The organism is Kitasatospora sp. NPDC002227 (assembly GCF_040296285.1).
Lineage (GTDB): Bacteria > Actinomycetota > Actinomycetes > Streptomycetales > Streptomycetaceae > Kitasatospora.
The window spans coordinates 1-24068 of sequence record NZ_JBEOWY010000045.1 but is presented as its reverse complement, the minus strand read 5'-3'; the positions used below and the strand labels follow the sequence as shown (position 1 = coordinate 24068).

The 24068-nt window shown below is 73.1% G+C and carries 17 protein-coding genes; 13 read left to right on the top strand and 4 right to left on the bottom strand.

Features of this window, described 5'->3' with window-relative positions; genetic code table 11:
• Positions 1–7: 7 nt before the first annotated feature.
• Positions 8–1717, bottom strand: a complete 1710-nt coding sequence (locus tag ABT095_RS29765) for a sensor histidine kinase (RefSeq protein ID WP_350532648.1) — start codon at positions 1715–1717, stop codon at positions 8–10.
• Positions 1718–1948: 231 nt separating this feature from the next.
• Here ABT095_RS29765 and ABT095_RS29760 point away from each other — a divergent pair, with 231 nt between their 5' ends.
• From ABT095_RS29760 to ABT095_RS29750, 3 genes are all read left to right on the top strand, one after another.
• The gene (locus tag ABT095_RS29760) at positions 1949–2686 is read left to right on the top strand and encodes an MIP/aquaporin family protein (RefSeq protein WP_350532647.1); all 738 of its coding nucleotides are present in this window, start codon (positions 1949–1951) and stop codon (positions 2684–2686) included.
• A 269-nt stretch (positions 2687–2955) separates the two neighbouring features.
• Positions 2956–4569, top strand: a complete 1614-nt coding sequence (locus ABT095_RS29755) for a peptide chain release factor 3 (RefSeq protein WP_350532646.1) — start codon at positions 2956–2958, stop codon at positions 4567–4569.
• 192 nt (positions 4570–4761) lie between these two features.
• Positions 4762–6948, top strand: a complete 2187-nt coding sequence (locus tag ABT095_RS29750) for a transglycosylase domain-containing protein (protein ID WP_350532645.1) — start codon at positions 4762–4764, stop codon at positions 6946–6948.
• A 51-nt stretch (positions 6949–6999) separates the two neighbouring features.
• Here the strand turns inward: ABT095_RS29750 and ABT095_RS29745 are convergent, their stop codons facing one another.
• Positions 7000–8112, bottom strand: coding sequence for a substrate-binding domain-containing protein (locus ABT095_RS29745; RefSeq protein WP_350532644.1), 1113 nt, complete (start codon positions 8110–8112; stop codon positions 7000–7002).
• Positions 8113–8415: 303 nt separating this feature from the next.
• Here ABT095_RS29745 and ABT095_RS29740 point away from each other — a divergent pair, with 303 nt between their 5' ends.
• Both ABT095_RS29740 and ABT095_RS29735 read left to right on the top strand, forming a co-directional pair.
• Positions 8416–11376, top strand: coding sequence for a polysaccharide lyase family 8 super-sandwich domain-containing protein (locus ABT095_RS29740; protein ID WP_350532643.1), 2961 nt, complete (start codon positions 8416–8418; stop codon positions 11374–11376).
• Positions 11377–11496: 120 nt separating this feature from the next.
• Positions 11497–12555 carry a LacI family DNA-binding transcriptional regulator gene (locus tag ABT095_RS29735; RefSeq protein WP_350532642.1) on the top strand — a complete coding sequence of 353 codons (1059 nt, stop codon included), beginning with the start codon at positions 11497–11499 and terminating at the stop codon, positions 12553–12555.
• Positions 12556–12561: 6 nt separating this feature from the next.
• Here the strand turns inward: ABT095_RS29735 and ABT095_RS29730 are convergent, their stop codons facing one another.
• Entirely contained in the window at positions 12562–13341 is a 780-nt protein-coding gene (locus ABT095_RS29730) for a sugar phosphate isomerase/epimerase family protein (protein WP_350532641.1), read from the bottom strand.
• 5 nt (positions 13342–13346) lie between these two features.
• Positions 13347–15266, bottom strand: coding sequence for a DUF2264 domain-containing protein (locus ABT095_RS29725; protein ID WP_350532640.1), 1920 nt, complete (start codon positions 15264–15266; stop codon positions 13347–13349).
• Positions 15267–15558: 292 nt separating this feature from the next.
• Between ABT095_RS29725 and ABT095_RS29720 the strand changes: the two genes are divergently transcribed.
• From ABT095_RS29720 to ABT095_RS29685, 8 genes are read left to right on the top strand one after another with little or no spacing between them, the layout of a single operon-like run.
• Positions 15559–16905 (top strand): ABC transporter substrate-binding protein, encoded by a 1347-nt coding sequence (locus ABT095_RS29720; protein WP_350532639.1) that lies wholly within the window; start codon positions 15559–15561, stop codon positions 16903–16905.
• On the top strand, positions 16902–17852 hold the full coding sequence (locus ABT095_RS29715; RefSeq protein WP_350532638.1) for a carbohydrate ABC transporter permease: 951 nt from the start codon (positions 16902–16904) through the stop codon (positions 17850–17852). Before ABT095_RS29720 ends, ABT095_RS29715 begins: the two co-directional genes overlap by 4 nt.
• Positions 17849–18694, top strand: a complete 846-nt coding sequence (locus ABT095_RS29710; RefSeq protein ID WP_350532637.1) for a carbohydrate ABC transporter permease — start codon at positions 17849–17851, stop codon at positions 18692–18694. The genes ABT095_RS29715 and ABT095_RS29710 overlap by 4 nt, the downstream gene beginning before the upstream one ends.
• Before the next feature lie 29 nt (positions 18695–18723).
• Entirely contained in the window at positions 18724–19704 is a 981-nt protein-coding gene (locus tag ABT095_RS29705; protein ID WP_350532678.1) for a hydroxyacid dehydrogenase, read from the top strand.
• 45 nt (positions 19705–19749) lie between these two features.
• Complete coding sequence (locus tag ABT095_RS29700; RefSeq protein ID WP_350532636.1) at positions 19750–20901, top strand: Gfo/Idh/MocA family protein; 1152 nt, start codon at positions 19750–19752, stop codon at positions 20899–20901.
• Positions 20901–22049 carry a dihydrodipicolinate synthase family protein gene (locus ABT095_RS29695; protein WP_350532635.1) on the top strand — a complete coding sequence of 383 codons (1149 nt, stop codon included), beginning with the start codon at positions 20901–20903 and terminating at the stop codon, positions 22047–22049. The genes ABT095_RS29700 and ABT095_RS29695 overlap by 1 nt, the downstream gene beginning before the upstream one ends.
• Complete coding sequence (locus ABT095_RS29690) at positions 22046–22867, top strand: sugar phosphate isomerase/epimerase family protein (RefSeq protein ID WP_350532634.1); 822 nt, start codon at positions 22046–22048, stop codon at positions 22865–22867. Before ABT095_RS29695 ends, ABT095_RS29690 begins: the two co-directional genes overlap by 4 nt.
• Complete coding sequence (locus ABT095_RS29685; protein ID WP_350532633.1) at positions 22864–23946, top strand: glycerate kinase; 1083 nt, start codon at positions 22864–22866, stop codon at positions 23944–23946. The genes ABT095_RS29690 and ABT095_RS29685 overlap by 4 nt, the downstream gene beginning before the upstream one ends.
• Positions 23947–24068: the final 122 nt, after the last annotated feature.

The following is a 24068-nucleotide window of genomic DNA, read 5'->3' as shown; positions in this document are numbered from 1 at the left end:
GGCCTTGTCACCCCCCGATCGGCGCCGTCCACACCAGTCGGGTGCCGCCCTCGGGCGGGCTGAGCACCTCGAAACTCCCGGCGACCTGCTCGGCCCGCTCGGCCAGGTTCCGCAGTCCGCTGCGCCGCCCCTGCTCCAGGATGCCGACCCCGTCGTCCTGTACCGCGAGCACCACCTGGCTTCCGGTCGCCCGCAGGCTCACCTCCACCCGGCGCGCCCCCGCATGCCGGGCGGCGTTGCTCAGCAACTCACCCAGCACCGCCATCACGTGGTCCGCCGTCTCCGCCGGGACGTCGGTGTCCAGCAGCCCCTCCAGGCTCACCCGGGGCGCGAACCCGAGCCCGGCCTGCGCCTCCTCGGCCGCCCGGACCACCCTGGCCCGCAGACCCTGCGCCTCGCCGCTCTCCCTGGCCCGCAGGCCGAAGATCGTGGAACGGATGATCTTGATCGTCTCGTCCAGGTCCGCCACCGCCCGGAGCACCCGTTCCGAGGCACCCGGGTGCTCCACGAACCGGGCCGCGCTCTGCAGCGTCATCCCGGTGGCGAACAGCCGCTGGATCGCCAGATCGTGCAAGTCCCGCGCGATCCGGTCCCGGTCCTCCAGCATCGCCAGCTGCTCCGCGTCGCGCCGCCGCTCGGCCAGCTCCAGGGCCAGCGCCGCCTGGTCGGCGAAGCCGAGCAGCGGAGCGGTCTCCCGATCGGTGAAGGCCGGCTCCCCGGCCCGCCGGGCCAGCAGCAGCAGCCCCGCCACCTGCTCCTTCGACCGCCCCAGCGGCACGGCCACCGCCGGCCCGAGCCCGGCGAAGGCCCCGGCCCCGACCGTCAGACGCGGGTCGCCGGGGAGGTCGGAAGTGGTCACCGACGCCCCGGCCGCACAGGCCAACCCGGGCAGCGAACCCGCCAACGGCACCTCAAGACCCGCCCGACCGTCCTCCCCGCCGAGCGCCAGCTCGACCCGGACGGTGTCCGCCCCGGCCACCGGCACCGACACCTCCGCCAGCTCCGCCCCCGTGATCTCCCGGGCCCGCTGGGCGACCAGCCCGACCACCTCCGACCGCGCGCTGCCGGACAGCAGCGCCCGGGTGATCTCGGCGTTGGCGCTCAGCCACCGCTGCTGACGCTGCGCCTCCTCGAACAGCCGGGCATTGTCGATGGCCACCCCGGCGGCCACCGCGAGGGTGGAGATCACCGACTCGTCGTCCGCGTCGAACTCCTCACCGCCGCGCTTGTCGGTCAGGTACAGGTTGCCGAACACATCGTCCCGCACCCGCACCGGTACCCCGAGGAAACTGCGCATCACCGGGTGGTGCACCGGGCAGCCGTACGAGGCCGGGTGCTCGGACAGGTCCGCCAGGCGCAGCGCCTCGGGGTGCCGGATCAGCTCACCGAGCAGCCCCTTGCCGGTCGGGTACGGGCCGATCCGGGCGATCTGCTCCTCGCTCAGGCCCACCGTCAGGAACTGCGAGAGCGTCTCGCCGTCCGGCCCGATCACCCCGAGGGCCGCGTACCGGGCGTCCACCAGCGCGGCGGCCGTCTCCACGATCTGCCGCAGCACCTGCGTCAGGTCCAGCTCCCGGCCGACCGACAGCACGGCCTCCAGCAGGCTGTGCACCCTGTCCCGGGTGCCGCGCGCTGCGTCGATCCGCGCCTGCAGCTCCTCCAGCAGTTCGTCCAGCCGCAGCTGCGGAATCCGGGACCGTGCCTCGCCGTCACCCACCGGTAACCCCTCCTCTGTCGGCCGACGCAGGCCAGATTCTCGCAGATCACCCCCGCCGCCGGGTGCGGACGGCCGAGAGCGGCCGGTTCCCGCCCCGGGCTCGCCGCCGAGGCCCGGCCCGGGACCTTTCCCGCCGGATCCGGGCCGATCGGACCAAGCCGACGCCGACCCCAGCCGCCACCATGAAAACACCCGCGCATCCCGCCGCAGGTCGTCCGGGAGGGACACACGATGAGAGCAGTACAACCGGCCCACCGACGCCGGCTGGCCGCCGAGGCGGTCGGCACGTTCTTCCTGGTGCTCACCGCCGCCGGCGGTGGCGTGGTCGCGGCGGCCACCCACGGCGCGGTGAGCCGCACGGCAGCGGTCACGGCGCCGGGACTCATGGTGCTGGCCCTGATCTACACGCTCGGCGAGACCTCCGGCGCCCACCTCAACCCGGCGGTGACGGTGGCCTTCGCCGTCCGGCGGCACTTCCCGTGGCACCGCGTCCCGGGCTACCTGCTCGCCCAGCTGGCCGGGGCCTTGGCGGCGGCCGGGGTACTGCGGGCCCTGTTCGGCACCGCTGGCGGACTCGGTGCGAACCGGCTGACGCCCGGGGTGAGCCCGGCGGCCGGCTTCACCCTCGAGGTCCTCCTCTCGATGGGGCTGATGACAGTCATCCTCGGCACCTCCTCCGGCGCGCGGAACATCGGCCACAACGCCGCGATCGCCATCGGCGGCTACATCACCCTGGCGGGCCTGTGGGCAGGACCTATCACAGGCGCCGCCATGAACCCGGCCCGCAGCCTGGCCCCGATCCTCCTCGGCGGCCACGGCGGCCCCCTCTGGATCTACCTGCTGGGCCCGTTCCTCGGCGCCCTGCTCGCCGTGCCGCTCGCCCAGCTCCTGCGGGGCTCACCCAGTACCGAGGCCACCCGTGCGGCCCAGGGGACGGACCTGGCAGAATCGCGGGACACCCGCCGCTGACCACACCGCCCACCGGGCCCTGCTCCGTCGTGCTCTGAGAGGACGTCAAGTCCGTTTCTGGCAGCGGCCGCGTCCGGGTCGGGGCTTCGGACTCATGGCAGTTCGGCCATTTCCCGGACGGAGCCGGAGCAGCAGCCGGCAGACGGGAATTTCGGTGCCACGCCGCCCGACAGCATATTATCGCTCCCTGGGCCTGCGGACCTGATCCCCGGCTCACCAGGTACGGAGACGCCACCCGGCCTGCTGCCGATGCGTACCCGAGGGAACACGTGAGCACCGTCCAGTCAATCCCCGTCCCGCAGGTCCTTCATGAGGCCGGCCGCCGGCGGACCTTCGCTGTGATCAGCCATCCGGACGCGGGCAAGTCCACGCTCACCGAGGCGCTGGCACTGCACGCGCGGGCGATCACTTCTGCCGGTGCGGTGCACGCCAAGGGTGACCGTCGCGGCGTGACCAGCGACTGGATGGAATTGGAACGCGAGCGCGGCATCTCGGTGACCTCGGCCGCGCTGCAGTTCGGCTATCGCGGCCATGTGATGAACCTGGTCGACACCCCCGGCCACGCCGACTTCTCCGAGGACACCTACCGGGTGCTGGCCGCCGTCGACTGCGCGATCATGCTGGTCGACGCGGCCAAGGGCCTGGAGGAGCAGACCCGCAAGCTCTTCTCGGTCTGCCGCCATCGCGGCGTACCCGTGATCACCTTCATCAACAAGTGGGACCGGCGCGGCCGGGAGGCACTGACCCTGCTCGAGGACATCGAGACGCACCTCGGGATCACCCCCGTCCCGGTCGTCTGGCCGGTCGGCAACGCTGGCAACCTGCGCGGCCTGGTCGAGGCGGAGAACACCGAGCAGATGCTGCGCTACACCAAGGTGCCGGCCGGCACGCACGCCGCGCTCGAGGAGCAGCTCACCTCCGAGCAGGCCGCCGAGCAGGAGGGCGAGGCCTGGACGACCGCGTTGGAGGAGTTGGAGCTGATGCTCTCCTCCGGCCCCGGTTACGACCAGGAGGCCTTCGAGGCCGGCAAGATCAGCCCGGTCTTCTTCGGCGCCGCGCTGACCAACATCGGTGTGAAGCTCCTGCTGGACGCCGTGGTCGACCTCGCTCCGGCTCCCGGGCCCCGCCCGCTGGCCAAGGGCGGCAGCCGCGAGGTCGGCGAGGAGTTCTCCGGCCTGGTGTTCAAGATCCAGGCGAACATGGACCCGGCCCACCGCGACCGGATCGCCTTCGTCCGGGTCTGCTCCGGCGTCTTCGAGCGCGGCATGCACGTCACCCGGGCGGCCAGCGGCCGCTCGTTCGCGACCAAGTACGCGCACACCGTCTTCGGAGCCGAGCGCACGGTGGTCGACACCGCGTACCCCGGCGACGTTGTCGGCCTGATCAACGCGAGCGCACTGCGGGTCGGCGACACCCTCTTCACCGGCAAGAAGGCCGAGTTCCCGTCGCTGCCCGCCTTCGCCCCCGAGTACTTCGCGGTGGCCCGGCCCAAGGACATCAGCCGGTCCAAGCAGTTCCGCAAGGGCATCGCCCAGCTCGACGAGGAAGGCGTGATCCAGGTGCTGGTCTCCGACCGGCGCGGCGACCAGGCGCCGGTCATGGCCGCGGTCGGCCCGATGCAGTTCGACGTGATCCTGCACCGGATGGAGCACGAGTTCTCCTCCCCGATCGCCCTCGACCAGCTCTCCTACCGCGTGGCCCGGATCACCGACGCCGAAGGCGCCGCGGCCCTGGCCAAGTCCCGCCTGATCAACGGCGAGGTGCTCACCCGCCGCTCGGATGACGTGCTGCTGGCCCTCTTCGCCGACAAGTGGCAGCTGAACGCCTTCCAGCGCGCCCAACCCGACATCCTCCTCCAGCCGCTGATCGCCACGGCGGACTGATCGCCGCCCGCTCGGCCCGGCGGCGCCGCTCGGCACGCCGGGCCACGGACGGCGCGCGGTGCGGCGCGGCCGTCGCTTCTGGACCCCCGAGCGGGCAGCTGGTGGCCACCGGAGCCGGGTTGTGTCGATGTTGTGACGAATGGGGGTGGCTCGGGGCGTGATTCTCACATGATCGGACCGTACGCTCCTGACGTGGAGTCAAAGAATTCGACCCGAGTCCGTGGCCCGCTCGTGTTCGGCGCGCTGGGCCTGCGCTTCCTGTTGGTGAGCGGAACCGCCGGTGTGCTGCTGGCCGGCATGGCGCTGCCGTTCGTCGGAGGAGTCGGCCTGGCCGCCAAGTCCGCGGCCGACGGCTTCGAGAACCTGCCCGACGACTTCAAGGCCCCGCCGCTGTCCCAGGCATCGTTCATCTACGACGCGGCCGGAAACCTGATAGCCACGGCCTACGCCCGTGACCGCACCGTCGTGCCGGCCGACCAGATATCGCCGCTGGTCCGCAAGGCCTTGGTGGACGTGGAGGACAACCGCTTCTACCAGCACGGCGCGATCGACCCCAAGGGCATCGCCCGCGCGCTCGGCAACAATGCGGGCGGCGGCGGCACCCAGGGCGCCTCGACGCTGACCCAGCAGTACGTGAAGAACGTCTTCGTGGACGAGGCCGGCGACGACCAGGCCAAGGTCCAGGCGGCGCAGCGCCAGACGGTGGGCCGCAAGCTGCAGGAGATGCGGTACGCGATAGAGGTGGAGAAGACCCTCACCAAGGACCAGATCCTCACCAACTACCTGAACATCACCTTCTTCGGTGAGCAGGCGTACGGGATCGAGGCGGCCTCCGAGCGGTACTTCAGCGTCCACGCGAGCCAGTTGAACCTGCCGCAGGCCGCGCTGCTGGCCGGCATCGAGCAGTCGCCGACCAGCTACGACCCGATCCTGCACAAGGCCGCCGCCAAGGAGCGGCGCGACACCGTGCTCAACAAGATGGCCCAGTACGGCAGCATCAGCCGGGCCGACGCGGAAGCGGCGATCAAAACCGACATCCAGCTGAACGTCAGCCGCCCGCAGCAGGGCTGCATCACCGCCGGGAACGGCGAGGGCTTCTTCTGCGACTACGTGAAGAAACTCGTGCTGAGCCAGCCGGTCTTCGGGGCGACCGCCGCCGACCGCCAGACGCTGTGGAACCGCGGCGGGCTGCAGATCCGCACCACCCTGGACCCCAAGGCGCAGACCGCGCTCAACAAGGCGCTCACCACCAAGGCCAAGCCGACCGACAAGCCGGTCGCCGTGATGAGCATGGTGCAGCCCGGCACCGGCAAGATCCTGGCGATGGGCCAGAGCCGCCCGTACGGGCTGGACGCCAACTCCCAGACCACCCTCAACCTGAACGTCGGCAAGGCGATGGGTGGTGGCGAGGGCTTCCCGACCGGCTCCACCTTCAAGGCGATCGTGGCCGCCGCGGCACTCGAGTCCGGCCTCGGCCCCGACACGACCTACAACACTCCCTACAGCATCCAGTGGCCCGCGATGACGGACTGCCAAGGCAGGCGGAACGCCTCCAAGGACCAGGTGCACAACGACTCGCAGAGCGAGGCCGGCAACTTCGCGATGCCCGGCGCGCTGGCCGCATCGATCAACACCTACTTCGCCACCCTGGAGGGCGAGGTCGGTCTCTGCGAGACCTCGAAGATGGCCAACAAACTGGGTATCAGCCAGCAGGCCGGCGGCAAGCCGCTGGACGTCGTCCCGGCGATGGTGCTCGGCGTCAACTCGCTGACCCCGCTCGGCATGGCCGCGGCCTACGCCGCCTTCGCCTCGCACGGCACCTACTGCGCGCCGACCGCGATCACCTCGGTGACCGGCCCCGGCGGCAAGAACCTGGCGGTGCCGCCGAGCAGTTGCTCGAGCGTGATGTCGCCGACCACCGCGGACACCGTCACCGAGATGCTCAAGGGTGTGGTGCAGGACGGCGGCACCGCGCTGGGCATCGGTCTGGACGACCGCGACAACGCGGGCAAGACCGGTACCACCAACGAGGGCAAGCAGGTGTGGTTCGTCGGCTACACCCCCGACCTGGTGGGCGCCACCGTGGTCAGCGACATGGGCACCCAGGAGGCGCTGCAGGGCCAGCGGCTCGGCGGCTCCCGCATCGCCCAGGCGTTCGGTGCCCAGGTCGCCGGTCCGTTCTGGCGCGCCGCGATGAGCGGCGCTCTGGACGACGTCCCCGCGACGTCGTTCCCCCACGTCAGCCTGCCGGCCGCCCCGCAGCAGAACCCCTCCGCCTCCCCCAGCGCCGACCCGAGCGGCTCGGCCAGCCCGGCCAGCCCGACCAGCCCGACCAGCCCAGGCACCGCCGGTCCGACCCGCGGCGGGACCGGCCACTGAAGTGGTGCTCCTGGATCGCCGGTCCGGTTCGAGCTGTGCGACGTGATCCCGTCAGCGCCCGGTCGCCCGAGCGGCTCCGCAGGAGTCGCGCACGGTGATCGCGGGCCGCAGCAGCACCTGCCGACGGGCCTCCTCCGGGCGCTCCAGCCGGTCCAGCAGCACCGCCGCCGCCGTCCGCCCCAGCAGGTGCTTGGGCGGCGCCACGGCGGTGAGCGGCACTTCGGCGAGGTCGGCGATCTCGTCGTCGTAGGCGACCAGCGCCAGATCGCCCGGGACGCCCAACCCGGCCCGACGGCAGGCGGCCTCCAGGAGGGCCGCCTGCCGGTCACCGAAGCAGACGGCCGCCGTGGCGCCCGCAGCACGCAGCCAGGCCAGGCAGCGGTCTGCCGCGGCAGGGCTCCACTCCTCCCGTGCGGCCCTGAACTCGGCTCCGGTCAGACCGAGTTCGCGGACGGCCTGGTGGAACCCCAGCGCCACCGGTTCGGTGGTCGGGCTGTGCAGCCGCAGCACCAGGCCGATGGTCCGGTGGCCGAGCCGGGCCAGGTGCCGGACGGCGTCGTAGCCCCCGGCCTCGTGGTGGGTGCACACGCTCTCGGTGGTGTCGCCGAGGCTCGTCCCCCGCCGCTCCACCAGGACGGTCGGCACCGGCAGCCCGGCCAGCCGGGCCAGGTACTCCTCGGGGGTCTGCGGCCCGGCCAGCGTGGGTACCAGGAGCAGCCCCTCGGCACCCGCGTCGAGCATGTCGGCGAGCGCCCGGAGCTCCCGGTCCTGGTCGTAGCCGGAACAGGCGATCACCGACCGCGCACCCGCCCTCCTGAGCTCCTCCTCGATGCCCGCGAGCACCCGGGGGTAGTAGAAGGCAGTGTCGGGCACGACGACTCCGACCAGGGCGGAGCGTCTGCGGGCCGCCCCCTGGCCGAGCACGTAGGTGCCCGAGCCCTGGCGGCGCACCACCAGTTCCTCGGCGACCAGCTCCGCGACCGCGCGGCGGACGGTGCTGACGGAGGCGCCGTGCACCCGGGCCAGCTCCGGCTCGCTCGGCAGCCGTCCGCCCACTGGCCAGCGGCCCTCCCCGATCTCCTGACGGAGGCGCTCCGCGACCGAACGGAACTTCAGCCCCCTGGCTTCAGGCGCGTCGGCCGGTCGGTGAACCGAGCCGGTCATGCGTTCTCCCAGGTCCGTCACCCGACGGAGCCTGACTGATCACGGGCACCGTTCCCGCCCAGGATTCGGCACGATCCGGACGGCGTCAACACCCGATCGGGCAGATGACTTCCCTATGAATCGCCCCGTCGGCGGTCCGTCCCCCACCAGGGAAACCGCGGTCTCGCCTTCCGTGACGGCCCTTGACGAGCCGCCGCGAATCATGTGCTCGGTCATGTGCTCCGGGCTCATTGACCCTCCCCGGAAAGCGCCCTTACGGTCCTCTCCATTCGGGATCGGGGGGTTCATCGAGGAGGACGCCCTGTGGACACCGTTCAGCCCGCCAGTCGCATCACCGCCACCATGAACCGCCGCCGCCTGCTCCAACTGGCCGGTGCCACCGTCGCCCTGGCCGGCGCCGCGCAGCTGATCAGTCCGGCCACGGCCCGGGCCGCCGACGGCTACGACGCCATGCGCGCCACCTGGGTGCAACTGCTCACCGGCAGCGGCTTCGACCCGACGGCCGCACCGTACGCCGGCGTGCTCGCCACCCTCGGGGCCCAGGCCGACTCGTACCGGACGTCGATGGCGCCCACCACCGGCTCGCTCTGGCCGGACCTGCCGATCGGCTCGGTCTCCGCCAACGTCACCAGCAGCTACGACCGGCTCCGCACCATGGCGACGGCGTACGTCCAGCCGAACACGGGCGTCACCGGCAGCGCCGCGCTCGCCACCGCGATCCTCACCGGGCTCGACTGGCTGGACAACAACGCCTACACCCCCGCTACCACCACCTACAACAACTGGTGGGACTGGCAGATCGGCGCCCCGCAGCGCCTGCTGGACACCGCGCTGCTGCTGTACCCCCAGCTGACCGCCGCCCGGATCGCGGGCTACTGCGCCGCGGTCGACCACTTCGTCCCCGCCGCCGCGGTCGCCACCTACAGCGGCACCAGCACGGGCGCCAACCGGGTCGACCTCTGCCGCGTCCTGATGCTGCGCGGCGTCCTCGGCAAGAGCCCGTCCGCCCTGACCACCGGGCAGACGGCACTCTCCCCGGTCCTCCCGTACGTACTCGGCGGCGACGGCTTCTACCCGGACGGCAGCTTCGTCCAGCACAGCTTCGTCCCGTACGCCGGCACCTACGGCGACGTCCTGCTCGGCGACCTGGGCAAGCTGCTCGCCCTGACCGCCGGGACGGCCTGGGCGATCACCGACCCCGCCGTGCAGAACTTCTACGCGGCGGTGGACACGGCCTTCGCGCCGTTCGTCTTCAACGGCCTGGTCATGGACGGCGTGTGCGGCCGCGCCGTCAGCCGTGGCATCGGGGCCACCAACAACCCGGCGCAGTTCCAGCAGGACGACAACAACCGGGGCCACGGCGTGGTCTCCGACATCCTGCGCCTCGCCACCTCCGGCGCGGTGCCGCCCGACCGGGCGGCCGCCTGGAAGTCCATGGTCAAGGGCTGGCTGCAGCGCCAGTACTACGAGCCCCTGCTGAACAACCCGAACCTCGCCGTACCCGAACTCGCCCGCGCCCAGACTCTGCTGAACGACTCCACGGTCACCTCGGCCGCAGAGCCCGTGAACAGCAAGGTCTTCGGCATGGACCGTGCCGTCCACCGCCGCCCCGGCTGGGCGGCGCAGCTGAGCATCTGCTCCTCGCGCACCACCTTCTACGAGACCGGCAACGGCGAGAACCTGAAGGGCTGGCACCAGAACAGCGGGATGCTCTACTGGTACGGCGACACTTACGGCAACGGCCAGTACGCGGACGCCTTCTGGCCGACGGTCGACCCGTACAAGCTCCCCGGCACCACCGTCTCCACGCTGGCCCTGGCCGACGCCGCCGGCCCCGCCTGGGGCGGCTCCCACCCCGGCACCGCCTGGGCCGGCGGCGCGACCGACGGCACCTACTCGGTGGTGGGCCAGGACGTCCGCGGACTGCAGTCCACCTTGACGGGCAGGAAGTCCTGGTTCCTGCTGGACGACTCGGTGTACTGCCTGGGCGCGGGCATCACCTGCACCGACGGCGTCGGCGTGCAGACCACCGTCGACAACCGCAACCTCGGGGCGGGCAACGGCGCGGTCCTGACCATCGACGGCACCGCCCAGCCGACCACCCTCGGCTGGGGGCAGACCTTCACCGGCGCCCGGTCCATGGCCGTCAAGGGCATGGGCGCCTGGGTCTTCCCCGCCGGCGCGACGGTCCGCGTCAAGCGTGAGGCCCGGACCGGCGCATGGTCGGACATCAACACCGGCTCCGCCACCACCCCGATCACCCGCAACTACCTCACGATGTGGTTCGACCACGGCACCGACCCCACCGGGGCGAGCTACTCCTACCAGCTGATGCCGGGCGCGACCGCCGCGCAGGCCGCCGACCGCGCCGCGAACCCTGACGTCACCGTGCTCGCCAACACGTCCACCGTGCAGGCGATCAGCTGCCCCGCGCTCGGCCTCACCATGGCCAACTTCTTCGCCGCCGGATCGGCCGGCCCGGTCACCGCCTCCGGCCCGTGCTCGGTGCTGGTCCGGGAGCAGGGCGGAGCCATGACGGTGGCCGTCAGCGATCCGACCCGGGCCGCCACCACCGTCGAGGTCACCATCGCCCGCACCGGCTACGCCTCCGTCACCTCGGCCGCCGGCATCACCGTGCTCTCCACCTCCGGGCAGGTCAGCCTGATCGCGGAGACCGGCGGCAAGCACGGCGCGAGCCAGACCGCCACCATCGGCAGCTCGGGCACCGCGCCCGCGTCGGCGACCGCCGCCCGGCTCGCGGCGAACGCCTCCACGTACGTCCGCGACGGCTCCTACGGGAACACCGACTACGGCAATGCGACCACCATGGTGGTGAAGAACAGCAACGCCGCGAACAACGGCTACAACCGCCAGTCGCTGCTCAAGTTCGACCTCTCCGGGCTCACCGGCAGGGTCTCCCGGGCCGTGCTGTGGGTGCACGGCAACGTCCAGGACTCCGCCGGGACGCAGACCACACTCCAGGCGTTCGGCCTCGCCTCCGACGGCTGGACCGAGACCGGCGCCACCTGGAACACCGCTCCGAGCCGCACCACGGCGCTGGGCACCGGGGCGCTCTCCACCGGGGCGGACTGGGTCGGCCTCGACGTCACCGGTGCGGTCGCCGCCGCCCGGACCGCTGCCGGGGGCGACGGCACGGCGGCGCTCGCCGTCTTCGAGCCGGCCGGTACCGCCGGTCTCGCCGTCGTCCTGGACACCAGGCTGAGCTCCGGAAACCCGCCGCAGCTGGAGGTCATCACCTCCTGACCTTCCCGCGCCGAGCGCGCGTCGCCTACTGTGTACTCGATCAGAACATGAGCAAGTGATATCCGATCGGTCCGGGCAGCGCGCCACCGCCTCGGGTTGCCGGGCAGGGAGAAGAGGGACATGACCATCACGGCGGAGGAACGGCGGGCCCGGATCCTCGAGGTCGTCCGCGAGCTGGGCACCGTCCGCGTGATCGATCTGGCGGACCGGATCGGCACCGCGGCGGTCACCGTGCGGCGGGACGTCGCGGCCCTGGCCGACGCGGGCCGGCTGCGCCGCTCGCACGGCGCCGTCTCCCTGCCCCACGACAACTCCGCCCCCGGCCCGGAGGGCCGCGACCGGGTCATCGGCATGCTGGTGCCCACGGTCGGCTCGTACTTCGACGAGATCATCGACGGCGCCCGCACCGCCGCCGTGGCGGCCGGGGCCAGGCTGGTGCTCGGCATCTCCACCTACGAGTCGGCGGACGACCGCGCCCAGGTGGACCAGCTGCTCGACGCCGGGCTGGACGGCCTGCTGCTGACGCCGAACTGGCGGCCGGGAGCGGAGACCGTGGAGACGGGCTGGATGCGCGAGCTGCCGGTCCCGGCCGTCCTGGTCGAGCGGCCCGCCCCACCGGACAGTGCCGCCGCCGAGCTGGACTCGGTCGGCTCGGACCACCGGCACGGCGTGCTGCTCGCCCTGCGGCACCTGCAGGCGCTCGGCCACGAGTCCGTGGCGCTGGCCGCCCGGCTGGACTCCTGGACGGCCGGGCAGGTGCGGGCCGGGTACGAGGACGGCGTCCGGCTGCTCGGTCTCGACCCTCGGCCGGTGATCGACATCCACCGCCCGGGCATCGAGACCGAGCAGCTCGCCACCCAGATCACCGAGGCCGTGGGCCAGGGCGTGCGGGCCTTCCTGGTCCACAACGACCAGGAGGCGATCCAGCTGACGCCGCTGCTGCGCGCCCGGGGGCTGCGCGCGCCCGACGACCTGGCGCTGATCTCCTACGACGACGTCTTCGCCGCGCTGGCCTCACCGCCCCTGACCGCCGTCTCCCCGCCCAAGCGCGCGGTAGGGGCCGGTGCCGTCGAGCTGATGCTGCGCCGCATCGAGCACGGGACGGAACTCCCGGTCCACCACGTCCAGTTGCTGCCGGAGCTGATGGTCCGCACCTCCTGCGGCGGCGCCGCCGACTGATCCGGCTCAGCCGGCGAGCCGGGCCAGCAGGGCGGCGCCGGGCCCGAGCAGGCCGTCGAGCGCCGGGGCGTCCGGGAACCACGGCGCCTCGTACTCCCAGGACACCCAGCAGTCGCGGGGCAGCAGCCCGAGGCACTCGGCGAGCGGCAGCACGCCGGCGCCGAGCGGCAGCGGGGCGAGGTCGCCCGGGCCGGCGATGTCCTTGACCTGGACGTACCCGAGGTGCGGCGCGAGGGCGGCCCAGGTTTCGGGGGGCCCCTCCCCGGCGAGGTGGGTGTGCATCACGTCCCACAGCGCACCGACCGCGGGGTGGCGCACCTGGTCCAGCACCCGGGCCACGTCCCGTCCGGCGCGGTGCGAGTCGTGGGTCTCCAGCAGGATCCGCACGCCCAGGGCCTCCGCGCCGTCGGCCACGGCCGCGAGCCGCCGCGCCGCCCGCTCGTCGGCCTCGGCCGCCGGTCCGTCGCCGCCGCGCGGGAAGACCCGCACGTACCGCGCGCCGAGATCGGCGGCCAGGCGCAGCTGGCCGCGCAACTCGGCGACCGTCTCGGCATCGTCGCCGGGAGCCGCGACGCCGACGTAGCCCGCGAGGGTCAGCGCGGTGATGCCGCTGCGGCGGAACTCCCGGGCGGCCGCCGACCGTTCGGCCGCGGTCATCGCCGGGTGCACCGCCTCGCCGGGGGCGCAGCGCAGCTCCAGCCCGGCCCAGCCGTGCGTGGCGGCCAGGCCGAGGGCGTCGGCGAGCGGGCGGCCCGGGAGGCCGAGGGTAGAGAAGGCAAGGCGCACGGCGGTCAGCTCCCCGACGTGACGGTGACGGTGACCTCGCCGGGTGCGAGGAGGGCTTCCTGCACGGTGCCGTCCGGCCAGTCGACGCGCACCTGGCCGGCCTCGACACGCACCCGGGGCTCTCCGCCCACGGAACCTGACCGGTCCAGCCTGGCGGTGCAGACGAACAGCGCGGCCTCGGCGCCGGTCAGGCCGGTGAGCACCGGTACGGCGGCGGCCGGCCCGAAGGCGGTGCCGCCGGCCAGCCGGTGGCAGGCCGCGGTGGTGAAGCCGTGGGCGCCCCGCAGGGTGGAGACCAGCCGCCCGTCGGCGCGCACCGCGGCGCCGAGGCCGTCCGCCGTGGTCTCGGCCGTGGCACCGGCCGCCGCCCAACCGCCCTGGCGGACCTCGCTGCCGGGCCGGGCACCGCTGACCAGGTGCGCCCGGACTTCGTCGGCACCTCGGGCGAGGGTCAGCGAGGTGACGGTGACTCCGTCCGCTGCGCACCCGCCCGTCCGGGGGTGGTGGGCGGAGGCGGCCCACCCCTCGCCGGTGCCGAGCGGGCGGATCCGGCCGCGTTCGCTGAGCTCGCCGTCCACCACCAGCCCGAAGTGGTTGTCCGCCGGTCCGTCGAAGGCGGGCCCGGTCGCGGTGGAGTGGGCGAGCCGGGCGTAGAGCGGGTCGTCGGGGAGCACCTGGTCGGCCGGCTGGTCGTCACTGCCGTGGTTGTGCAGGCGGACGATGCCGTCCGCCGCCGTGGACTGGATCAGCCAGCCGGGCTCCGGGAGCGCGGTGACGGCGTCCGCCGTCTCGGCCGGTCCGGGCTCCTCCGGCGCCGTCCACACGGGGTGGTCGGCGGGCAGCAGCAGGCCCAGGAACCCCTTGCTCGCCCAGTACGGCGAGGCCGGGCCGGAGTAGCTCTGGACCATCGCGGGGTATCGGCCGAACCAGCCGAGCGGGAGCAGGCCGTCCGCGTCGAGCGCGCCGCCGTCGACGAAGTACCGCAGCGCGCCGGAGGCCAGGCGGCGGGTGGTGCCCGGGGAGAGCGGGGTGTGGCCGGTCAGGGCGCCGGCCCACAGCGGCGCGGCGGCCGCGAAGCGGTAGGCGAGCGAGCGACCCTGGTGCACGGGGGCGCCGTCGGCGCCGAAGGTGCGGGCGTAGCCGCCCAGGTGGGCGGCGAGCCGGGGGCCGTAGGTGCCGAGCAGCCCCTGGTCGCCACTCAGGTGGGCGTGCAGCAGCGGGTAGAGGTGGAGCGCCCAGCCGTTGTAGTGGTCGAAGGCGCGCGGGCGGCCGTCGGTGTACCAGCCCCCGCCCAGGTACCACCGCTCGATCCGGTCCAGCCCGCGGTCGACGGCGCGCTGCCCGGCACCGTCGTGGTCCAGCCCGGCCTCGGCCAGGAAGGCGCCGACCATGGCGGGGAAGAGCCACCAGTTGTTGTCGACCGGCGAGGGCGCGAGCCCCGGGGCGAGCCAGGCCCGGACCTGCTCGCGGGTCCGCCCGTCCAGCCTGTCCCAGAGCCACGGACGGGTCAGGCGCAGGCCGACGGCGATCGACGCGGCCTCCACCAGAGCCTGGCGCCGCTCGGTGATCAGCGGCCAGGAGACCAGGTCACCGTCGGCGAGGTCGCCCTCGGCGGTCGGGGTCCGGGTGCCCGCCGCCAGCCCTTCGGCGTACCGGTCCAGCAGACCGGCCGGGTCCGCTCCGCCGGCTCCCGCGACTCGGAGGGCCGCGAGCAGGAAGGTCCTGGCGTACCCCTCCAGCGCGTCGGAGCGGCGCCCCGAGATGCTCGGGCGCTCGCCGGGCAGGGTGATCAGCGCGTGCTCGGGCCCGGCGAAGCGCCCCACGGACGCCAGCAGGCCGTCCGCGACCGCCTCCCAGTGGGCCCTGGTCCATCCGGTGTACGGGCTGAGCGTCCGGTCTTCGGGCGGGAGCGCGATCGGCGGCATGGTGGGGCTCTCCTTGCTCGGGGCGGCCGATCGAATCTAGGAAGTCGCGGATCATTCGTCAAGACGATCAGAAAATGATCTGCCAGCTCACCCCGACGCCCACCCAAGCCCCCAGTTCACCGGGGAATCCCTACCCCTAGGGCGAGTTACGATCGGATCACATCAGATCAATTGATCGCAATCTCTTGACTCCGATCGAAGGTGGTCGCAGGATGGCCACACCTCGCCGACCGTCGACCACTCCGACGACCGGCCTCAAACGGCACTCCGCCCCCTCCTCAGGAGCCGCGCCATGTCGACCACCCCCACCACCGCTCGCCCGCGCAGAGCGCACCTCGCCGCAGCCGCCACCGCCGGCGTGCTCGCCCTCTCCCTCGTCGCGGCCTGCGGCAGCGGGAGCTCCGGTGACACCGGCGCGAGCTCCGGCCCGGTCACGATCACCTTCTGGGGCTGGGCCAAGGGCACCCAGGACGTCGTCAACGCGTTCAACGCCTCGCACCAGGACGTCCACGTCGACTTCCAGCAGATCCCGTCCGGCGTGGCCGGCGGCTACGCGAAGATCTCCGACGCGGCCAAGGCCCACAACGCGCCCGACCTGTTCAACGTCGAGTACGCGGCGCTGCCGGACTTCGTCAGCCAGGGCGCCGTGCAGGACATCACCAAGCTCGTCCCGGCCTCCCTCAAGGACAAGTACCTGCCGCAGGCCGTCGAGCTCACCACCCTCGCCAAGAAGTCCTGGGGCCTGCCGCTGGACGCCGCCCCGCAGGCGCTGTTCTACCGCAAGGACCTGTTCGCCCAGGCCGGCATCACCACCCCGCCCAAGACCTGGGACGAGTACCGGGCCGACGCCCAGAAGCTCAAGCAGGCCGTGCCGAACACCCGGATCGGCACCTTCCTCCCGGACGACCCGAGCACTCTCGAAGCGCTCGCCTGGCAGAACGACGCGCACTGGTTCACCGGCATCGGCGACACCTGGAGCGTCGACATCAACTCCCCCGAGACCAAGCGCGTCACCGACTACTGGCAGCAGCTGATCGCCGACGACCTGGTGCGCGTCCAGCCCTCGTTCAGCCAGCAGTGGACCGCCTCGCTGCAGAAGGGCGAGACCGCCGGGTACGTCGGCGCGGCCTGGGGCGGCGGCGTGCTCAAGTCCACCCTCGCCTCCTCCCCCGACGCCGCGGGCAAGTGGGCGGTCGCCCCGATCCCGACCTGGGACGGCAAGCCCGCCAGCGGCATGCTCGGCGGCACCACCTTCGCCGTCTCCAAGGACAGCAAGAAGGCCCAGGCCGCGGTGGAGTTCGCCACCTGGGCGACCACCACCCCCGAGGGCATCCAGGCTCGCATCGCCTCCGGCACCTCCTCGCTCTTCCCCGCCGACCCGGACCTCGTGCCCACCGCCAAGGCGGCGTTCAAGACCGACTTCTACGGCGGGCAGGACATCTACTCGGTGTTCGTCGACGCCGCCAAGGCGATCCGGCCCGACTGGCAGTGGGGCCCGGCCATGAGCGTCACCAACAACGCCATGAAGGACGCCTTCTCCAAGCTGACCAGCGGCGGCACCGTCGGCGCGGCCGTCGACGCCTCCCAGCAGGCCACCCTCGCCGAGCTCAGGAACCGCGGCCTCAAGGTCTCCCGATGACCAGCCGCGCTCCTGGGTCGTCCCCCAAGCACTCCCCCCGCGCCGCCACCGTCAGGCGGCGCGGGGGCGGGGCCCCGGCCCTGTTCCTCGCCCCGTTCCTGCTGCTCTTCGCCGCCGTGATGCTGGTGCCGATCGGCTACGCGGTCTACCTCAGCCTGTTCACCGAGCACAGCTCGGGCCTCGGCTTCGGCGGCACCGAGACGGTCTTCACCGGCTTCGGCAACTACGCCCGGGCACTCGGCGACGCGGCCTACCGGGCCGGCTTCCTGACCATCATCCAGTACTGCCTGCTCTACCTCCCGGTGATGCTCGGCCTCTCGCTCCTGGTGGCCCTGCTGCTGGACTCCGCGCTGGCCCGGGCCAAGCGCTTCTTCCAGCTGGCGCTCTTCCTGCCGCACGCCGTGCCGGGCATCATCGCCGCCCTGATCTGGACCTACCTCTACACCCCGGGCATCAGCCCGGTGGTCGAGGCCCTCAACTCGGCCGGCGCCCACCTCGACCTGCTCGGCCACCCGGTGCCCGCCGTGGTCAACATGGCCGTCTGGGAGTGGACCGGCTACAACATGGTGATCTTCTACGCCGCGCTGCAGGCCATCCCGCGCGAGGTGCTCGAGGCCGCCCTGATGGACGGCGCAGGCCCGCTGCGCACCGCCCTCAGCGTCAAAGTCCCGCTGATCCGCGCCTCGGTCACGATGGTCGCCATGTTCACCGTCATCGGCTCGCTGCAGCTCTTCACCGAACCGATGGTCCTCTACCGCAACGCACCCGCCGTGGTCAGCTCCTGGACACCCAACATGTACGCCTACACCGCCGCCTTCGACCACAACGACTACGGTCTCGCCGCGGCCTCCTCCGTGCTGCTCGCCCTGGCGGCCGCCGCGCTGTCCTTCGTCGTCACCCGCGCCACCCGTGGCCGGTCCGAGCGCCGAGCGGAGGCCACCGCATGAGCCCCCGTCCCGCATACCTGTCCAAGGCGGTGGTCAACGGCGCACTGCTGCTGTTCACCCTCTACACCCTGCTGCCGCTCGGCTGGCTGGTCACCGCCGCCGCCAAGAACACCCCGGACCTGCTCGGCGGCAACACGCTCACCCCCGCCAACGTCCACCTCGGGCAGAACCTGCACGACCTGGCGACCACCGACGGCGGGATCTACTTCCACTGGTACCTCAACTCCCTGCTGTACGCCGGTGGCGGCGCCCTGCTCTGCGCGTTCGTCTGCGTCTGCGCGGGCTACGCCTTCGAGGTCTACCAGTTCCGTGGCAAGGAGAAGCTCTTCGGCCTGGTGCTGCTCGGCGTGCTGGTGCCCACCACGGCGCTCGCGCTGCCGATGTACCTGGTGGCCTCCAAGGTCGGCCTGGTCAACACCTTCTGGGCCGTGCTGCTCCCCAGCCTGGTCAACCCCTTCGGGGTCTACCTCGCCCGGGTGTTCTGCGCCGGCTACGTGCCGGGCGAGGTGCTGGAGGCCGCCCGGATGGACGGCGCGGGCGAGCTGCGCACCTTCTGGTCGATCGGCCTGAAGATGGTGATGCCCGGCTTCGTGACGGTCTTCCTGTTCCAGTTCACCGCCATCTGGAACAACTTCTTCCTGCCGCTGGTGATGCTCACCGACAGCAAGCTCTTCCCGGTCAGCCTCGGGCTCTACTCCTGGAACACCCTGACCCGCAGCGAACCCACCTTCTACCCACTGGTGGTGACCGGCTCGCTGCTCGCGGTCGTACCGCTGGTGGTCGCCTTCGTCTCCCTCCAGCGCCACTGGAAGGCGGGCCTCACCGCAGGGAGCGTCAAGTGACCCACGCCCGTCCCCGAGCCGTGCTCGCCATGCACCGCGAGCTCGCCCCCAACCTGCTCGACGCCCGCACCCTCGGCCGGCTCACCAGCCTGGCCGACCTCGACCCCGCCCTGGTCGTCGACGACTTCACCACCCCCGAGGCACGGGCCGCCCTGGCCGAGGCCGAGATCATCGTCAGCAGCTGGGGCTGCCCGCCGATCGACGAGACCGTGCTCGCGGCCGCCCCCCGGCTGCGCGCCGTCCTGCACGCCGCCGGCTCGGTCAAGCACCACGTCACCGACGCCGTCTGGGCCCGCGGCATCCAGGTCACCTCGGCCGCCTGGGCCAACGCCCTGCCCGTCGCCGAGTACACCGTCGCCGCCGTCCTGTTCGCCAACAAGCAGGCGCTGCGGATCAGTCACGAGTACCGGCAGAACCGGGCCCGGCGCGACTGGCAGCACGCCCACCCCGGGATGGGCAACTACCGCAAGACCGTCGGCATCGTCGGCGCCTCGCAGATCGGCCGCCGGGTGCTGGAGCTGCTCCGCCCGTACGATCTCGAACTCCTGCTCCACGACCCGTACGTGACGCCGGACGAGGCCTCCGCACTCGGCGCCCGCGCGGTGCAGCTGCCCGAACTCTGCACGCTCAGCGACGTGGTGAGCGTGCACGCACCGGAACTGCCCGACACCCACCACCTGATCAGCCGCCGGATGCTGGCCCTGATGCCGGACGGCGCCACACTGGTCAACACCTCCCGCGGGTCGCTGATCGACCAAGGCGCGCTGGTCGAGGAGCTGGTCGCCGGACGCCTCAGCGCCGTCCTGGACGTCACCACCCCCGAGGTGCTGCCCGCCGACTCGCCGCTGTACGAGCTGCCGAACGTGCTGCTCACCCCGCACATCGCCGGCTCGCTCGGCAACGAGCTGCACCGGATGGCGGCCGCCGCCGCCGACGAACTCGCCTGCTACACGGCGGGGTTGCCCTTCGCCCACCCCGTCCTGCCCGAGGCCATCCACCGCACCGCCTGACGGCCCGCCAGCCACCCCGCACCACACCACACGAGGAGAGCCCCCATGTCCCGCAGAGTGATCGGCGTCGTGATGAACGGCGTCACCGGCCGGATGGGCTACCGCCAGCACCTGGTCCGCTCGATCCTGGCCATCCGCGAGCAGGGCGGCCTGCCGCTCGGCGACGGCGAAGTCCTGTGGCCCGAGCCCATCCTGGTCGGCCGCAGCGAGCACAAGCTCAAGGAGCTCGCCGACCGGCACGGCCTCACCCACTGGACCACCTCGCTCGACGAGGCCCTGGCCCATCCGCTGGCCGAGATCTACTTCGACGCCCAGGTGACGCAGGCCCGCGAGCAGGCGATCCGCAAGGCCGTCGCCGCCGGCAAGCACATCTACACCGAGAAGCCCACCGCCGAGTCGGTCGAGGCCGCCCTGGAGCTGGCCCGGCTGGCCCGCGCCGCCGGGGTGTGCAACGGCGCGGTGCAGGACAAGCTCTTCCTGCCCGGCCTGCTCAAGCTCAAGCGGCTCGTCGACGGCGGCTTCTTCGGCCGGATCCTCTCCGTGCGCGGCGAGTTCGGCTACTGGGTCTTCGAGGGCGACTGGCAGGCGGCCCAGCGCCCGTCCTGGAACTACCGCGCCGAGGACGGCGGCGGCATGATCCTCGACATGTTCCCGCACTGGCAGTACGTGCTGGAGGGCCTCATCGCCCCGATCCGCTCGGTCTACGCCCACACCGCCACCCACATCCCGCAGCGTGTGGACGAGCAGGGCAAGCCGTACCCGGCCACCGCCGACGACGCCGCGTACGGCATCTTCGAGCTCGAGGGCGGCATCACCGCCCAGATCAACTCCTCCTGGGCCGTGCGGGTGGACCGCGACGAGCTGGTCGAGTTCCAGGTGGACGGCACCGAGGGCAGCGCCGTCGCCGGGCTGCGCAACTGCCGCTTCCAGCACCGCGCGGCCACTCCGAAGCCGGTCTGGAACCCGGACCTCCCGGTCACCGAGTCCTTCCGCTCGCAGTGGCAGCAGGTGCCGGACAACGCGGAGTTCGACAACGGCTTCAAGGTGCAGTGGGAGCTGTTCCTCCGGCACGTGGTGACCGGCTCCGAGTACCGCTGGGACCTGCTGGCGGGCGCCAAGGGCGTCCAACTCGCCGAGCTGGGCCTGCGCTCCGCCGCCGAGGGCCGCCGCCTCGACGTCCCCGCGCTGGAGCTCTGATGGCCGAGATCACCCTGCCCGGCACCGGCTCCCTCCGGCTGCGCGAGCCCGACCCGCTCGACCTGCCCGGCACCGCCGCCGCCTACCGGACGGCCTTCGCGGCCGCGCACGTGGTCGCCGACCCGCTCGGCCCCAACGCACCGGGCGCACCCGCCGCCGTCGACTGGGAGGCCACCCTCGCCTTCCGCCGCCACCTGTGGTCGCTGGGCCTCGGTGTCGCCGACGCGATGGACACCGCCCAGCGCGGCATGGGCCTGGACTGGACGGCCACCAAGGAGCTGATCACCCGCTCCGGCGCCGAGGCCGGTGCCGTCGGGGGGAGGCTCGCCTGCGGCGTCGGCACCGACCAACTCACCCACCCCACCGCGACCTTGCCGGTGATCCTGGCCGCCTACGAGCAGCAGCTGGAGGTGGTGGAGGCGGCCGGCGCGCAGCCGATCCTGATGGCCAGCCGGGCGCTCGCCGCCACCGCCGACGGCCCCGACGACTACCTGCGGGTGTACGGCCGGCTGATCGGCCAGGCCAGGCAGCCCGTCATCCTGCACTGGCTCGGCGAGATGTTCGACCCGGCGCTGGCCGGCTACTGGGGCTCCGCCGACCTCGACCGGGCCACCGAGACGGTGCTCACGCTCGTCAAGGAGCACGCCGGCCGGATCGACGGCATCAAGGTCTCGCTGCTCGACGCGGACCGTGAGATCGCCCTGCGCCGCGCCCTGCCCGCCGGGGTCAAGCTCTACACCGGCGACGACTTCAACTACCCCCAGCTCATCCGGGGCGACGAACTCGGCCACAGCCACGCCCTGCTGGGTGTCTTCGACCCGATCGCCGCCCAGGCCGCCGCCGCCCTGCACGCGCTGGACGCGGGTGACCTGGCCCGCTACGACGCCCTGCTGGCCCCGACCCTGCCGCTGGCCCGGCACCTGTTCGCCGCGCCCACCTACCACTACAAGACCGGCATCGTCTTCCTCGCCTGGCTGGCCGGCCACCAGGACCACTTCACCATGGTGGCCGGAGCCCAGAGCGGGCGGTCCGTCCCGCACCTGGTCGAGCTGTTCCGGCTCGCCGACCTGGCAGGCGTCCTGCCCGACCCGGACCTCGCGGTGCACCGGATGCGGCAGTTCCTCGCCCTGGCGGGGGTGGCCGCATGACCAGGCTCTCGCTCAACCAGATCACCACCAAGCACTGGAGCCTGCCCGAGGCCGTCCAGGGCTGCGTCGACGCCGGAGTACCGGCGATCGGACTCTGGCGGGACAAGGTCGCCGAGGCCGGGGTCGCCGAGGCCGCCAGGCTGGTCCGGGACGCGGGCCTGGCGGTGAGCACCCTGTGCCGAGGCGGATTCCTCACCGCCACCGGCCCCGAGGGCCGCCGGGCAGCCCTCGCCGAGAACCTCCAGGCCCTGGAGGAGGCCGCCGAACTCGGCACCGACACCTTGGTGCTGGTGGCCGGCGGACTGCCCGCGGGCAGCCGCGACCTCGCCGGGGCCCGGAGCCGGGTCGCCGAGCTGCTGGCCGAACTCGCCCCGCACGCCGGGGACTTCGGTGTCCGGCTGGCGATCGAGCCACTGCACCCGATGTTCTGCGCGGACCGCGCCGTGGTCTCCACCCTCGGGCAGGCCCTCGACCTCGCCGAGCTCTTCCCCGTCGAGCAGGTCGGCGTGGTGGTGGACAGCTACCACGTCTGGTGGGACCCGGAGTTGGAGCGCCAGATCGCGCGGGCCGGCGAGCGCATCGCCTCGTACCAGGTCTGCGACTGGACGCTGCCGCTGCCCGCCGACGCCCTGCTCGGCCGGGGCCACGTCGGTGACGGGCACATCGACTTCGCCGCGCTGACCGCCATGGTCACCCAGGCCGGCTACACCGGCTGGATCGAGGTCGAGATCTTCAACGAGCAGGTCTGGCGGACCGCCGGGGACCGGACGCTCCGGACCATGATCGACCGCCACCGCGCGCACGTGGAGACCTCGTGAGGGTCGTCCTCGCGCCGGATTCGTTCAAGGGCACCGTCACCGCGGCCGACGCCGCCCGGGCGCTGGCCGACGGCTGGCGCTCCGTCAGACCGGCGGACCACCTGGCGCTCCGCCCCATGGCCGACGGCGGCGAGGGCACCCTCGCCGCCGTCCTGGCCGCCCACCCGGGGGCCGCCCCCACCCGGGTGGGCGGCTGCACCGGCCCCGACGGCCGCCCGGTGGACGGGGAGTACGCACTGCTGCCGGACGGCACCGCCGTGGTCGAGCTCGCCACCGCCAGCGGGCTCCCCCTGCTGTCCGGTCCCGCCCCGCTCACCGCCACCACCCGGGGCACCGGCGAGCTCGTCGCCGCCGCGCTCGATGCCGGAGCGCGGCGGCTCCTGATCGCCCTGGGCGGCTCCGCCTCCACCGACGGCGGCGCCGGTCTGCTGGCGGCGCTCGGCCTGCAGTTGCTGGACGCCGACGGCGTGCCCCTGCCCGACGGCGGGGGCGCACTCCACCGGGCCCACCGGCTCGACCGCGGCCGGTTCCGGGCCGCCCCGCCCGGCGGTGTGCGGCTGCTCACCGATGTCGCCAACCCACTGCTGGGCCCGGCGGGCGCCGCCGCCGTCTACGGCCCCCAGAAGGGCGCCTCCCCCGCCGACGTCGAGCTGCTCGAAGCGGGCCTGCGCCGGCTCTCCGAGCTGCTCGGCGGCGAGCCGGAGCAGCCCGGGGCGGGCGCGGCCGGCGGCACGGCCTACGGCCTGACGGCCGCCTGGGGCGCCACCGTCACCCCCGGTGCGGTGGCCGTCGCCGACCTCCTCGGCCTGGACGCGGCGCTGGCCGGGGCCGACCTGGTGGTCACCGGCGAAGGCCGGTTCGACGCCACCAGCCTGCTCGGCAAGGTCGTCGGCGAGGTCCTCTCCCGAGCCTGTCGCGCCGGGGTCACCGCGCGGATCGTCGCCGGGGAGTCGTCCGAGGAGGGTGTGCTCACCCTCACCCGGCTCGCCGGCGGCCCGGACCGGGCCCGCACCCAGGCGGTCCGCTGGCTCCGCCGGGCCGGTGCCGCGCTCGCCACCGAGGCCGGCACCCGCGGCTGAACAACCCGAGGGGGCGGTACGGATCACCCGCCCGGCCCTGGAGAAGGTGCGCAAGGGCGATCTGGACGGCCTGGTCTCGGCCGGGCCGGACGGCACGGTCGTGCTCCGCTTCAGCGCGTCCG